The sequence below is a fragment of the Paenibacillus sp. FSL R10-2748 genome, assembly GCF_038005565.1.
GTDB lineage: Bacteria > Bacillota > Bacilli > Paenibacillales > Paenibacillaceae > Paenibacillus > Paenibacillus polymyxa_B.
Window position 1 is genome coordinate 44,492 of the sequence record NZ_JBBOTK010000010.1, and the last position, 13,555, is coordinate 58,046.

At 45.4% G+C, this 13,555-nt stretch carries 12 protein-coding genes; 10 read left to right on the forward strand and 2 right to left on the reverse strand.

The genetic code is table 11. The features are described 5' to 3' along the window. Nucleotides 1–22: 22 nt before the first annotated feature. The 8 genes from NSS66_RS23530 to NSS66_RS23565 all read left to right on the forward strand — a co-directional run bounded on the left by NSS66_RS23530 (nt 23) and on the right by NSS66_RS23565 (nt 9,127). Nucleotides 23–1,195: a Gfo/Idh/MocA family protein gene (locus NSS66_RS23530; RefSeq protein WP_075154240.1), complete on the forward strand. Its 1,173-nt coding sequence runs from the start codon at nt 23–25 to the stop codon at nt 1,193–1,195. Nucleotides 1,196–1,230: 35 nt separating this feature from the next. Further along, nucleotides 1,231–1,959, forward strand: a complete 729-nt coding sequence (locus tag NSS66_RS23535; protein WP_028541614.1) for a ThuA domain-containing protein — start codon at nt 1,231–1,233, stop codon at nt 1,957–1,959. Nucleotides 1,960–2,196: 237 nt separating this feature from the next. Then, nucleotides 2,197–3,303, forward strand: a complete 1,107-nt coding sequence (locus NSS66_RS23540) for a Gfo/Idh/MocA family protein (protein ID WP_340959904.1) — start codon at nt 2,197–2,199, stop codon at nt 3,301–3,303. A gap of 745 nt (nt 3,304–4,048) precedes the next feature. Then, nucleotides 4,049–5,086: an aldo/keto reductase gene (locus tag NSS66_RS23545; RefSeq protein ID WP_053325522.1), complete on the forward strand. Its 1,038-nt coding sequence runs from the start codon at nt 4,049–4,051 to the stop codon at nt 5,084–5,086. A 101-nt stretch (nt 5,087–5,187) separates the two neighbouring features. Then, nucleotides 5,188–5,760, forward strand: coding sequence for a TetR/AcrR family transcriptional regulator (locus NSS66_RS23550; RefSeq protein ID WP_023988821.1), 573 nt, complete (start codon nt 5,188–5,190; stop codon nt 5,758–5,760). 310 nt (nt 5,761–6,070) lie between these two features. After that, a complete protein-coding gene (locus NSS66_RS23555; protein WP_023988820.1) occupies nt 6,071–6,823 on the forward strand; it encodes an SDR family NAD(P)-dependent oxidoreductase in 753 nt (250 codons plus the stop codon). 47 nt (nt 6,824–6,870) lie between these two features. Beyond that, nucleotides 6,871–7,950 (forward strand): alkene reductase, encoded by a 1,080-nt coding sequence (locus NSS66_RS23560; RefSeq protein WP_075154238.1) that lies wholly within the window; start codon nt 6,871–6,873, stop codon nt 7,948–7,950. 178 nt (nt 7,951–8,128) lie between these two features. Next, nucleotides 8,129–9,127, forward strand: coding sequence for an NADP-dependent oxidoreductase (locus NSS66_RS23565; RefSeq protein WP_075154237.1), 999 nt, complete (start codon nt 8,129–8,131; stop codon nt 9,125–9,127). A 302-nt stretch (nt 9,128–9,429) separates the two neighbouring features. Here the strand turns inward: NSS66_RS23565 and NSS66_RS23570 are convergent, their stop codons facing one another. Next, the gene (locus NSS66_RS23570; protein WP_053325519.1) at nt 9,430–11,037 is read right to left on the reverse strand and encodes a mannitol dehydrogenase family protein; all 1,608 of its coding nucleotides are present in this window, start codon (nt 11,035–11,037) and stop codon (nt 9,430–9,432) included. Continuing rightward, the gene (uxuA, locus tag NSS66_RS23575; RefSeq protein ID WP_053325518.1) at nt 11,038–12,114 is read right to left on the reverse strand and encodes a mannonate dehydratase; all 1,077 of its coding nucleotides are present in this window, start codon (nt 12,112–12,114) and stop codon (nt 11,038–11,040) included. Nucleotides 12,115–12,274: 160 nt separating this feature from the next. Here uxuA and NSS66_RS23580 point away from each other — a divergent pair, with 160 nt between their 5' ends. Next, entirely contained in the window at nt 12,275–12,928 is a 654-nt protein-coding gene (locus tag NSS66_RS23580) for a GntR family transcriptional regulator (protein WP_028541608.1), read from the forward strand. A gap of 69 nt (nt 12,929–12,997) precedes the next feature. Beyond that, on the forward strand, nt 12,998–13,372 hold the full coding sequence (locus NSS66_RS23585) for a hypothetical protein (RefSeq protein ID WP_226887811.1): 375 nt from the start codon (nt 12,998–13,000) through the stop codon (nt 13,370–13,372). Nucleotides 13,373–13,555: the final 183 nt, after the last annotated feature.

Genomic DNA, 13,555 nt, shown 5'->3' on the forward strand with positions numbered 1-13,555 from the left:
GACCCATAAGGAGGATCACGACATGTCTAATCGTCTTCGTATCGGAATGGTTGGCTACAAATTTATGGGCAAGGCTCACAGCAACGCTTACCGTAGTCTACCCATGTTCTTCCCAGATGCCCCGCTGCAGCCAGAGATGTCCGTTATCTGTGGACGCAACGCGCAGGGGGTTCAGGCGGCTGCCCGCCAGTTCGGCTGGACCGAAAGTGTTACGGATTGGCGTGATCTAGTGAAACGTAACGATATTGATCTCATTGATATTAACGCCCCGAGTAATGCCCATAAGGAAATTGTCGTTGAGGCTGCCCTCCAGGGCAAGCATCTGTTCTGTGAGAAGCCGCTTGCGCTCTCGCTGGCGGATTCCCGTGACATGCTGCAGGTAGCAGAGGAAGCAGGGGTCAGACATATGGTAGGCTTCAACTACCGCTTTTCTCCGGCTGTCCAGCTGGCAAAGCAGCTAGTCGAGAGCGGTCGCCTAGGCAAAATTTATCATTTCCGTGCTTTCTTCCTTCAAGACTGGATCATGGACCCGTCCTTCCCGCTGGTATGGCGGCTGCAAAAAGAAGTGGCCGGTTCTGGCTCTCATGGTGATCTTGGCGCCCATCTGATTGATCTCGCTCGCTTCTTGGTCGGCGAGTTCCATGAAGTGATCGGCATGAGCGAGACATTCATCAAACAGCGCCCGTTGGCTTTGGAGATGAGCGGGTTGAGCTCCAAAAGGAGCACAGAGGCAAATGCACCGATGGGAGAAGTGACAGTCGATGATGCCACGCTGTTCCTGGCACGCTTCGCCGGAGGTGCGCTGGGCAGCTTCGAGGCCACACGTTTTGCTGCCGGACATCGGAGCACAAATTCATTCGAGATCAACGGTAGCCTAGGCAGCGTGCGGTTTGACTTTGAACGAATGAACGAACTGGAAGTGTATTTCACACAGGATAAGGAGGACGTTCAGGGCTTTCGCCGCGTACTCGCCACCGATCCGGCACATAAGTACTCTGAAGCCTGGTGGCCTGCAGGACATACAATTGGATTCGAGCATACCTTCACCCACGAGATGCTTGAGATGTTGAGGGCCATCTCCGAAGGACGACAACCTTCGCCGAACTTCCACGACGGTGTCGCTTGTCAGGCTGTGCTTGAAGCGGTAGAACGATCCATAGAGGAACGCCGCTGGGTATCCATTGAAGAAATGTAGTATAACAATACATTCCGAAAGGTGAGTGGTTACAGATGCGCAAGGCACTGATTGTATGGGGTGGATGGAACGGACATGAGCCGGAGCAGGTGGCGGCCATTTTTGAACGAATTTTGAAGGAAGAGCAGTTCGAGGTGGAGGTGTCTAATACCCTTGAAGCCTACCAGGATGCAGAGAAACTGCTTGACCTGGACTTAATCGTTCCAATGTGGACCATGGGACAGATTGAGCAGGAACTAGTCAATAATGTCTCAGCAGCCGTTCAAAGCGGCGTAGGTCTCACAGGCTGCCATGGCGGCATGTGTGATGCCTTCCGGAACAACGTGGATTGGCAGTTCATGACAGGCGGGCAATGGGTTGCGCATCCCGGCAATGACGGGGTGGAGTACATGGTGAACATGAAGCGCGGCTCCAGTCCACTTCTAGAGCACATTGAGGATTTTCAGGTCAAAAGCGAGCAGTATTACCTCCACGTAGACCCGGCAGTTGAAGTGCTGGCAACCACACGCTTCCCGGTCGTACCAGGTCCCCATTCAGCCAATGGGCCAGTGGATATGCCTGTTGTATGGACGAAGCGCTGGGGGAACGGACGCGTCTTCTACAATTCGCTGGGCCATCACGCAGAAATCATAGATATGCCTCAAGTGACCGAGATGATGCGCAGCGGGTTTCTGTGGGCAGCCGCAGGCAAACAGGCGGTGGCCACCCAGGGCAGCTCGCTGGCAGAGGCTTATACAGGCATGACAGACAACCAGCAGCGTTAGCGTGGATCGGATGAATTGGTAGTACCTCTGGCAAAGAGTTTGACCACCTGAACTCACCATGGTCAGAAAGGGACAGAGCACAGAAGGAGAACAGACAACACGGACAGTAATACCGTTAGGCGTGTGCCCTTATGCAATGATGTCCTGATTGAATTCGTATTGCCAGTCTCTAATAGTATCCGATGAAATAAAAGAATGCCATTATCCATTTTTTCTGAAGAAGAAGGGAGTCCAGGCATGAACAAAATGAAAGTAGGCATTATCGGGTGTGGTAAAATTAGCGGAATTTACATGAAAAATTGCCATCGTTTCGACATTCTGGAGCTTTACGCAGTAGCGGATCTGGACCAAGGTCGGGCAGAGGAGCAGGCGGTAGCGTTTAACATTCCGAATGTATATTCGGTAGAAGAGATTTTGGCTGATCCGGAGATCGAACTCATTATTAATTTGACCATTCCGGGCGTTCACGCTGACGTTTGTCTCAGAGCTCTTGAGGCAGGCAAGCATGTTTATGTGGAGAAGCCACTTGCCGTCACCCGTGAGCAAGGGCAGGCTGTCTTGGATCTTGCTCATCAAATGGGACTGCTTGTCGGCTGCGCACCGGAGACCTTCTTCGGTTCCGGTATACAGACATCATTGAAGCTGATTGAAGACGGAGTCATTGGGAGTCCGGTAGCCGCTACGGCTTTCATGATGAGCCGTGGACATGAACATTGGCATCCTGATCCTGAATTTTATTATGCAGTCGGCGGCGGTCCAATGTTTGATATGGGCCCCTATTATTTGACGGCTCTGGTGCAATTGCTGGGTCCGATTGCTACCATTTCAGGCATGACAAGCAAGGCGATGGATCAACGAATGATTACGAGCGAGAAAAAGAGAGGCCAGACCATCCCGGTCGATATACCGACCCATGTGGCCGGATTGCTGCGCTTCAAGCAGGGGGCTGTCGGCACGCTAATTACCAGCTTTGACATCTTTGGTGGAAGCACTCTGCCACCGATCGAGGTATACGGCACTCATGGCACGTTACAGGTGCCTGACCCGAACACGTTCGGAGGGCCAGTTCGCTATAGGGTGCTAGGCGGGCAAGAATGGACAGACGTTCCGCTGTTGTCGGGCTACCAGGAGAACACAAGGGGCATCGGTGTTGCCGATATGGCCTACGCTATCCGCAGCGGACGGCCTCACCGCGCCAGTGGTGAATTGGCCTATCATGTGCTGGAGGCGATGTGGGCGTTCCACGATTCCTCCGATCAGCAGACCTTCTATCCAATGCAAAGCACATGTCTGCGTCCAGCGGCTTTACCGGAAAACCTGCCTTTGTACACGTTAGATACGTAAACAAAGGTCAGCCTAGTGCTAGTCGGCAGCATTCAAAAATTACAAGACTGGAGGGCATGTCCCAAAAGTCAGTTTTTGTTTTTTTACATTCCGCTTTGAATGTTCATTTCTATTGAAAAGAAGACTCCAGCTCCGTTTTGACCGCGGCTTTGGAGTCTTCTCAGTTCAAATTTCGGGAAATTTGACAGAGCGAGAAGTTGTGGAAGTCCTTTCATAAAGGATTATAGAGCAAAGACTAAAAGAGGAAAGACAAAGCAAAGTAACCGTCATAGGTACGTCGGATAAGAAAAGCTCACGTGTGCATTCACCGGTAATGAGAGGGTTCACTTGGTAACCTAGCTTTAAACTGACGAGGAGTCAATAATCGAAAATATGATGAACTGAAACGGATTTTCTTTACGCACAATTGGGACTGCCTTAGTGGCGAACAGTTAGATCGAACGAAGAACATTTTCTCCGCTACATTTTCCGGATCGCCGTCATACAGACAGCCATTCAATTTGCATTCTTCATCGATCATCTCTGGCGTGGTCGGATTATGCTCCCAAAAGACCTGATCTTAATTTCGGTCATAAAATCATTCTTTACCGATCGTTCTAAATATGTTATATTGTTGGCGTGGGAGGAATACACGGATAAGAAGCCAAGAGTTATGAGGAGTGGTGTGAGATCTTGCCGTGGAGCTCTTCTACGCATATTAGAATGATCATTCTTATTTTAAAAGATGGAGAAGGGATGGATTGACATGGAATATCGTGTGTTAGGAAATACAGGCCTTAAAATAAGCAGTTTTGTATTAGGTACAGGTACTTTTGGTTTTTGGGGGAACAATACGGAGAAAGAAGCTGCAGTCATGTTGGATGAGGCTTTGGCTGGAGGCATTAATCTGATCGATACAGCGGATGTCTATTCAAGTGGTCAATCCGAAGAAATTCTAGGTCAAATCCTAAAAGGACGCAGACAGGATGTTATTCTGGCCACGAAAGGCGGAATGCCCATGGGCAGTGGGCTTAATCAATCCGGTAACTCGAAATATTGGATTAAGCGTGCAGTAGAGGGTAGCTTGAGAAGGTTGCAAACGGATTATATCGATTTGTATCAACTACATCAGCCGGATCTCCATACTGACATTGAAGAGAGTCTTGACGCACTTACGGACCTGGTTCGTGAAGGGAAGATTCGCTATATTGGTACATCCAATTTTCAGGCATGGCAAGTGACCGAAGCACAATGGACTAGCGAACGCAAAAATACCGCACGCTTTGTATCCGAGCAAGCCCCGTATTCCATATTGAATCGAAGTATCGAATTCGATTTGCTTGCTGCAACCGCTAAATACGGAATGGGTGTAATGGTTTGGAGCCCACTTTCGGGTGGTCTACTAACGGGAAAATACCGCTCGGGAGAAGCTGTTGCCCCAGATTCAAGAGCAGCAAGTTCTCTAGGGAAACTTTCAACTGTTGTAGATCCGAATCGAGAAGAAAATCGCATCAAGTTCGAAGCCGTTGCTAAGCTCCAAACCCTTGCAGGTGAAGCAGGATTAACTTTGCCTCATCTTGCCATGGCATTTACACAAGCTCATTCGTCAATTACTTCTGCTATAGTGGGGGCAAGAACAATTGAGCAACTTCGTGAAACGTTAAAAGGCAGCGACATCCGATTAAGCACTGATATCCTGGATGCGATAGATGCTATCGTTCCGCCAGGAGTAACCCTGGATGCCCTGGAAAAAGGATGGACGCCTGATTGGTTACAAGCAGACAAACGAAGAATCCTGGGTTAAATATGTAAGACAGACCTCATACCTGTAATGTATTCACTTATTTTAAATCTAGTTTGCCGATCCTTCACTAAATTGTATAATGATTATTCGAGGTGATGACGATGGCAAGATCAAAAGAATTTGAAGTTAATGAAGTATTAGATAAAGCAATACACCTATTTTGGGCACAAGGATATGAGAAAACCTCAATGCAAGATTTGGTTGAGTTTATGGGCATTCACCGAAGAAGTATCTATGATACCTTTGGGGATAAGCATGCCTTATTTATGAAAGCTCTCGAACGATATGAAACGAAGCAGACCAGCAAAATGAGGTTTCTGATTGAAAAACAAAAACCGATCAAAGAATTAATTCGGGAGTTGTTTGAGGCGACAGTAAGAAATGAAGGAGAACCTCTAGGGTGTTTTCTCGTGAATTCAGGCGTGGAACTCGGCGTGTTGGATCCAGAAGTTGCATCCTTAGTTGATGAGAGTTATTCGCGAACTGAGGAACTCTTGACTAACCTTGTTCTGAAGGGTCAACAATCGGGTGAGTTCAAGAATGACTTGGATCCTGTAGTTATTTCTCATTATTTAATGAATGCGTGGTTGGGGCTACGTACGTTGGTTAAGACAACAACGGATCAGCAAAAATTAAAGAATATTATTGATATGACACTGACCGCTTTGGATTAAAAGTGGAATTACAGCATGACAGGCAAAAGGAGCCACCTAAATGGAGGACTGTTTGTTTCCTTGATACAAGTTTTTTCTTGTCCCTCTAACGAAAGAAAGAACTTGTATCTCATGCCTCACACAAGTCAAAGAATACCGCTCCAAAATTAAAATTCTTAGCCACAAAAAAATTCTTTACTGTTCGTTCTAAAATTGATATGCTAATAGCAAGTTAGATCTAACTGTTTTTTATTCCAATAAGAATGATCGTTCTAAAATCGTCTTTAAAACTCATTTATACTAATCTGCATGTTATGAAGGAGAGAATATTATGAAGTATACAGTTATCACAGGAGCAAGCTCAGGGATTGGATATGAAACGGCATTGGGCTTTGCTGCACGTGGCAAAAACTTAATCTTGGTAGCTAGAAGATTGGATAAATTAGAAGAACTTAAATCAGCAATTCAGGATATTGATCCTACTGTAAATGTTATTGTTCATACAAGTGATCTGTCTGTTACAGATCAGGCCTACACACTATATAACAATTTAAAGGAATACCAAATTGAGACCTGGATTAACAATGCGGGGCTCGGTGAAGCTTCTTTTGTAGCAGAACAGAATTTAGATAAAGTTGAAACTATGTTACGTGTTAACATCGAATCCTTGACGATCCTTTCTACACTATATGTGCGAGATTATGCTGATGTAGAAGGAACTCAGTTAATTAACGTCTCATCCGCACTCGGATATGCCATTGCTGTTGGGAGTGTTGCTTATTCTGCATCTAAATATTACGTTAGTGCCTTCACAGAAGGGCTTGCAAAAGAACTAGAAATGAAAGGTGCAAAACTAAAAGCTAAGGTTTTAGCACCAGCTATAACAGAAACGGAATTCGTTAAGAAATCATTAGATACTGAAGAATTTGATTACAAAGCAAACATGCCTAAGTACCACACTGCCAAACAAATGGCGGACTTCATGTTGGATCTTTATGATAGCAACGAGGTGGTAGGGATTGTAGACCAGAACTATGATTTCAACCTGAGAGGCCAAATCTATCCAATCATTTCAGAATTTTAAATTCAATTCATATATCCTTGAATACATTAAAAGAGGAGAGTATCCGAATGAAAAAATTGTGGAGTAAAACAAACATTGGAACAATGGAATTACCTCATCGTTTAGCAATGGCACCAATGACACGTAGTAGATCGCAAGAAGATGGTACACCGGGAGAGCTAACTTCCCTTTATTATGCTCAACGAGCGTCAATGGGACTCATTATTACTGAGGGTGTACAGCCTTCTGATGATGGGCAAGGTTACTTATGGTCACCTGGGATCTATACGGATAAACATATCGAAGGATGGAAAAAGGTTACAGATGCAGTGCATAAAGCAGGTGGATATATGTATATCCAATTAATGCATGCTGGTCGCATGTCGCACCCTGATAATACACCACATCATCGCCAACCTGTTGCGCCATCTGCAATCGCGCCCGGTGTAGAAATGTTTACTGCTAAAGGTATGCAGGACATTCCCGTTCCTCGTGAGTTAAGTGAAGAGGACATTCAAACGACCATTGCTGATTTCCGGAAAGCAGCAGTAGCGGCTATTAAAGCAGGTGCGGATGGCGTTGAAATTCATGGAGCAAATGGCTATCTGATTAATCAATTTATTGGAGAAAATTCGAATACACGGACGGATGAATATGGGGGATCTATAGAAAATCGTGCTCGCTTCGCGATTGAAGTAACGAAAGCCATAGTCGAAGAAATTGGAGCAGAAAGAACAGGCTTCCGTATCTCGCCAGGGACACCTCTTGGTGGGATTCAAGATGGTGAACAAGGTCCTGAACTTTATCGTTATCTTGTAAAAGAATTAGCTAAATTGGATTTAGCTTACCTTCATGTCATGCATCTTGGAAATGAAAAACTGCTCCAAGACATTCGTTCAATCTGGACGAATCCTTTGTTAGTCAATCGTGCTGGACGAGCTCTGGAGGATCTTAGCGTGGATATAGATCGTGGCCTTGCTGATCTGGTGCCTGTTGGTGTGTGGTCATTAGCCAATCCGGATTTAGTGGAACGACTTCAAAAAGGTGCGCCGTTGAACGAAGCAGATCCGACAACATTCTTTGGTCTGGGAAGCAAAGGTTACACGGATTATCCTACGATGGAAGAATTAGAATCCCAAGAGGGGTAACAATAGTGAATATGGTAAATCATGGCGTGCGACTGAAAGTTGTACGCCATGATTTATCTACTCTACCTTGATTTTATTAGCCAAGAACTAAATATTTATTTTGATCCACCTACACTCGTAACTAGTGATTGCATTCATGGTGTGCTACCCCAAAATTAGCAAAGGAAGAGGATGAATCATGAGAGCAGCACAAATACAGAAATATTCAAAAAAAATCCAAGTGGAATTAAATGATGTTAACATACCACAGATCAATAGCCATGAGGTTCTTGTCAAAGTAAAAGCTGCAGGTGTAAATCCACTGGACATTCTTAATCTGAATGGCAGTGTTCGGATGATTGCTGACTATAAGTTGCCATTAACTTTAGGGAATGAACTATCGGGCATTATTGAAGCCGTTGGTGATGATGTTTTGAATTTTAAGGTTGGTGACCCTGTTTATACGAGGTTGCCGCTTAATAAAATCGGTGCTTTTGCTGAGTATGCGGCCGTAAATGAAGAGGCTTTATCCATCATACCTGAAAATCTATCTTTTATTGAAGCTGCTGCGGTACCCCTTACTGCCTTGACTGCTTATCAAGCATTGCACGATGTACTCCATGCCCAGCCGAATAGAAAGCTATTCATTCCTGGAGGAACCGGAGGATTTGGCGCTATGGCAATTCCCATTGCCAAATCAATGGGATTACATGTTATTACAAGTGGAAGTGAAAGAGGCAGATCACGTACACTGTCGATCGGGGCTGATCAATTCATAAATTATAAGGCAGAGAATTATGCTAACATACTGTCCGATATCGATTATGTGATCGACACCTTGGGTGCCAAAGAGATCAAAGCTGAACTGGGCATTTTAAAACCACAAGGGAAATTGGTATCATTGAAAGCCGGACCTAATTATCGCTTTGCGGTTGACAATCATTTTCCGTTGTGGAAAAAAGCATTGTTTGGTCTAGTGGGTGCTCGCTTAGATTCTTTAGCACGTAAGAATCAAAATGAATATCGCTTTTTATTTGTGCAAGCCAATGGAAGTCAATTACAAGAAATCACTAAACTTGTTGAAAAAGAAAATATAAAGCCCTCTATAGATTCAACTTATACGTTTGGTGACATTAACAAGGCGCTGATTAAAGTGTCGACGGGCCACTCCCAAGGCAAAGTAATTGTGACCTTCTAAATAATAAGCAACTTATGTGATGTTGCTTGCGTGTTCTGAGAATAAACAAATTATACTGTAGGCCGAAGTAAGCACATCTAATATTACAAACGCCGTTCCGAGATGACCTAAATAAACGATTATTGCTGGAAACGTAACAACAGGTGAAGCGACACGGGATTTAATATTACTTTGTGAATCCAAAAAAGGGGAGAAGAACAGATACTTAGTCATGTGGATGTTGATTATTTAAAGAATTGGTTCTCATTAACGCAATCCCCCTGACCAAAGTTTCTGGCAGGGGGATTGCATTAATGTAAGTTCTAGTTCACATACTTCTCTATCGTGCTTCGGACTGCACCAGGACCTGCCAGCATCTCATGAAACATGGCTTCAATCTTGTCGCCCAGACCAATCTCATATAATCGGACACCGAACAGTTTGTCATCCTCGAGGAGGCAGCGAATCTCGGAGGTCTGATCGCCCAGCTTCGTGTTCTGCAAATATCCCTGCAATGAATCCAGTAATGGGTCCGGGCTGAGTGTGAAGGGTGCTCCTTGATCATCCACTCCCAGCAAATAGCGACACCAGATCGCAATGGTCAAGGGAATAGCAGTCAAGTTCGCAGGATCAAGTCCTGCTGTGCTAGCATAAGACTTTATGGTTTCACCAAAACGGATGCTCATCTTTTGAGAGGTATCTGTGGCAATCCGCTGAGGCGTATCCGGAATATAGGGATTGGCGAAGCGTTCCTGCAATACCTCGTCAATAAATGGTTGCGGTTGGATAATACCGGGATCAACTACAACAGGCAAACCTTCCTTGTAGCCAATGGTTTCCACCAGACGACGCAATGTGTGATCCCTCATTTCATCTGCAATAAGCTCATACCCAAGCAGACACCCAGCTAGGGCCAGCGCTGTATGCAGCGGATTGAGACAGGTAGTGACTTTCATCTTTTCCACTTTGTCCACCGTATCCCGATTCGTGAAGATGATGCCAGCTTCCTCCAGTGCGGGTCTCCCGTTCGTAAACTTGTCTTCAATGACCAAATACTCGCTAATCTCAGCATTGACAAAGGGAGCCGTATACGTATGCCTTGAGGTAACGATCATCTCCATGTCGGCTAACCCCAGCTCCCGAAGAGCAGACTGTACTTGCAAGGAAGGGCGGGGGGTGATTTTGTCAATCATGGTCAGGGGGAAGGTTATTTTCTCCTCATTCTGCAGATAGTCTGCAAATCCTTCCTCTACCAGGCCTCTGCGGGTCCACTCCTTGGCGATAGCAATCATACTATCCTTTAACAGATCGCCGTTATGGGAGCAATTATCCATGCTTACAAAGGTCATTGGATGCCGCCCCTTCAGGTAACGCCGATAGGCAAGCGAAGTAGCTATGCTCATCACATGCACTGGCTGTTCAGGACCATTCGTCAAATCCCTCTCCACAACAGCCAGATACTTGCCGTCGGGCCCGGTCAGGGCGTATCCTTTTTCCGTGACAGTAAAGCTGGCCATCTGCAGGGACGGATTCTCAAATATTTCAATCAGACGGAGGTAATCGTCTGGACGATTTTGCTCTGCTGCGAGTCCCTCAACGATGCTTGCGACCACGCTCTTGTGAAATCTTCCGTCTGCACTCATCAACACCAGTAAGGTTAGATTGTCGTAAGGCTTATAGACTTTGTCGATCATTTCAAAATCAAAGGCTTCGGTTGCAACAATACCTGTATCCGCTTTCAATTTATTCAGCAGTTGTTGCTGCGCGTTGGCTATCAACCCTCGAAAAATATTGCCTGCGCCGAAATGCACCCATTGTGGTCTAACTCGGGTGTTATTGGCTACAAGCTCCAGATCATATTTTGGCAGCTCGATGTCTGCTTCTTTCCAGGCCGCCTTGTCTGAAAGGCCTTTCCGGTCAAGTTGGAGCATTTATTTCACTCCTTTGCCTTGAGCGAGACTATCCCAGACACCCAGCAAGTACATAACTCCCAGTGCACGGTCATACAAACCGTAGCCTGGACGACAATTCTTTTCTTCCCCCCATAGATGTCTGCCGTGATCCGGGCGTACATATCCCTGATAGCCGTTCTCGTGATAAGCTCTAACTACTTCCGGAACATCGACGCTTCCGTCCTTGCCGCGGTGTGACACTTCAATAAAGTCACCATTCTCAAACACCTTGACATTACGAATATGAGCAAAATGAATACGATCATGAAACTCCCGAATCATGGCTGGCAAATCATTCTCAGGATTGCTCCCCAGTGAGCCTGTGCAGAAGGTTAGACCATTATATGGGCTGTTCACTGCATCTAGGATGCGCTGGATGGTCTCACGACTACGGACAATTCTCGGCAATCCGAAGATGGGCCATGCCGGATCATCAGGATGAATGGCCATCTTGATGTCAACCTCCTCGCAGACCGGGATGATGCGCTCAAGAAAATACTTCAGGTTGCCAAACAACTTGTCTTCTGTGACATCCGCGTAAGCAGCAAAAAGTTCATCCAGTCTCGCCAACCGCTCCGGTTCCCAGCCAGGCATGGTGAACTTTCCGGCTCCCTCGAGAATCCGATCCACCATTTGGCGTGGATCATCGGTAATGGCAGCCTTTTCATAAAAGAGGGCGTTGGACCCGTCAGGCAGTTCCTTATACAGTTCCGTTCTTGTCCAGTCAAAGACAGGCATAAAGTTATAGCAAATCACCTTGACTCCCACTTTGGCTAATTTTCGAATGGTGTCGATATAAATGTCAATATATTGATCGCGGGATGGCAGGCCGATTTTGATATCATCGTGGACATTTACACTTTCTACGACCGCCGTACTAAAGCCCTTGCTCGTAATCTGATCAGCTACCTCCTGAATTCGCTCCATTTCCCATACTTCACCGGCTACCTTATCATGTAAAGACCAGACAATGCCCATAACTCCCGGAATTTGTCGGATATGATCCAGTGTAATATTGTCGTTGTTTTCACCATACCATCTCCAGGTCATATTCATAACGATACCCTCCCTGATTGTATTTCGTTTGTCTTGTATACAAGATTGAGTTGATCATAAATTATAGGGTTTGTTCTTGTCAATGATAATTTCAGAGGGGTTCGTCAGCTCAAAATGCTTTATAATATAACTAGATTTATAAAGTAAAGGTAGGAATGATATGTTTACAAAAGAAGAAATCATGCAACTGTTGAAAAAAGATATTTTGTCACTGACCTTAAAGCCGGGTACTCTTCTCAGTGAGACGACCTTGTCAGAACGCTTCCAGCTGTCCAGAACTCCGCTACGCGATGTATTGAAGTGGCTTGCGCTTGAGTCCTACATTGATATTTATCCCAAGAAGGGGAACATTGTGTCCTATATTGATCTAGAGTCCGTTGAACAAATTATTTACTTAAGAAGCGCATTGGAAAAGGAGATTATGAAGGAGCTTTCTTCGCAAATTACATTAAGCGATGTACAGAAGTTGAGTGATATTCTAGACAGACAGAGAGCTGTGATTGAAGAAGATCATGCTACGGATCAATTTCTCAGTCTGGATGATCAGTTTCACCAAACCATGTTCCAATTGGTGGGACGGGGGTTTCTTTGGCAGCTCATTCAGCAGTCGAATGTTCACTATATCAGATATCGCAAGCTGCATATGCTGGAAACAGGGAAGCTGATGGGCATCTGGCATGAGCACCAAGCTATGCTTGAATACATGCTGAATAAGGAAACAACCAAAATGGATGATCTGGTTCATCATCATCTCAGAGAGGATATCCATTCGCTCGATTTTCTCCGGAAGTTCGCTGATTATATCAAGAAATAAGGCAGCTAGCTCAAATTAACATGTATGAATTTTAAAGTAGTGGGTAATTCATGGAGGCTGTTCTACAAGTTGAATATGTCGGTGATAGAGCGAGTAATAAACGCGAGACTGCAGCAAATTTATGGGCGGAAACGTGCCGGCCTGTGTCATTCCATTTTTGCTCGTGAGCATTGTTATTTACCGTCAGGCGGTGGTCAAACTGGAGGAATCCTCACAGGAGTTTGCAGCCTTGTATACATGTTTCAGGCCCCGAAGCAAACGGATATTAAGCAGTGGAAAAAGGTGGAGCTACTATATCAACAAGGGTACGCTTACCACTCCTGCGGCTGCGGCGGCCCCGGGTACAGACCCTCCCGGCTGTCGGAGGTACCTGAATTTCTGGAGATACAGCGAACGTTTGAGAATAAGAGAGAGGCGCTGCTGTACCGACTTTTGCAGAGCTAGTTGACGCGGGCTTATAACAAACGTAAGTGAAAGTAAATTTGGCAATTGGAACAAACATATCCTGGATATATTAATACATATCACAGTGTTTCACAGTAAGTGTAAGCCAGGAATAGAGAATGAAATAAATTATCTTCTTTTTAGTTATCATAAAGAAGAGCCTATAGAATCACATGTGAGATG

What these genes read in the sequence shown, in the direction of transcription:
- NSS66_RS23530 (WP_075154240.1), top strand. Translation starts at nt 23, where the DNA reads ATGTCTAATCGTCTTCGTATCGGAATGGTTGGCTACAAATTTATGGGC.
- NSS66_RS23535 (WP_028541614.1), top strand. Translation starts at nt 1,231, where the DNA reads ATGCGCAAGGCACTGATTGTATGGGGTGGATGGAACGGACATGAGCCG.
- NSS66_RS23540 (WP_340959904.1), top strand. Translation starts at nt 2,197, where the DNA reads ATGAACAAAATGAAAGTAGGCATTATCGGGTGTGGTAAAATTAGCGGA.
- NSS66_RS23545 (WP_053325522.1), top strand. Translation starts at nt 4,049, where the DNA reads ATGGAATATCGTGTGTTAGGAAATACAGGCCTTAAAATAAGCAGTTTT.
- NSS66_RS23550 (WP_023988821.1), top strand. Translation starts at nt 5,188, where the DNA reads ATGGCAAGATCAAAAGAATTTGAAGTTAATGAAGTATTAGATAAAGCA.
- NSS66_RS23555 (WP_023988820.1), top strand. Translation starts at nt 6,071, where the DNA reads ATGAAGTATACAGTTATCACAGGAGCAAGCTCAGGGATTGGATATGAA.
- NSS66_RS23560 (WP_075154238.1), top strand. Translation starts at nt 6,871, where the DNA reads ATGAAAAAATTGTGGAGTAAAACAAACATTGGAACAATGGAATTACCT.
- NSS66_RS23565 (WP_075154237.1), top strand. Translation starts at nt 8,129, where the DNA reads ATGAGAGCAGCACAAATACAGAAATATTCAAAAAAAATCCAAGTGGAA.
- NSS66_RS23570 (WP_053325519.1), bottom strand. Translation starts at nt 11,037, where the DNA reads ATGCTCCAACTTGACCGGAAAGGCCTTTCAGACAAGGCGGCCTGGAAA.
- uxuA (WP_053325518.1), bottom strand. Translation starts at nt 12,114, where the DNA reads ATGAATATGACCTGGAGATGGTATGGTGAAAACAACGACAATATTACA.
- NSS66_RS23580 (WP_028541608.1), top strand. Translation starts at nt 12,275, where the DNA reads ATGTTTACAAAAGAAGAAATCATGCAACTGTTGAAAAAAGATATTTTG.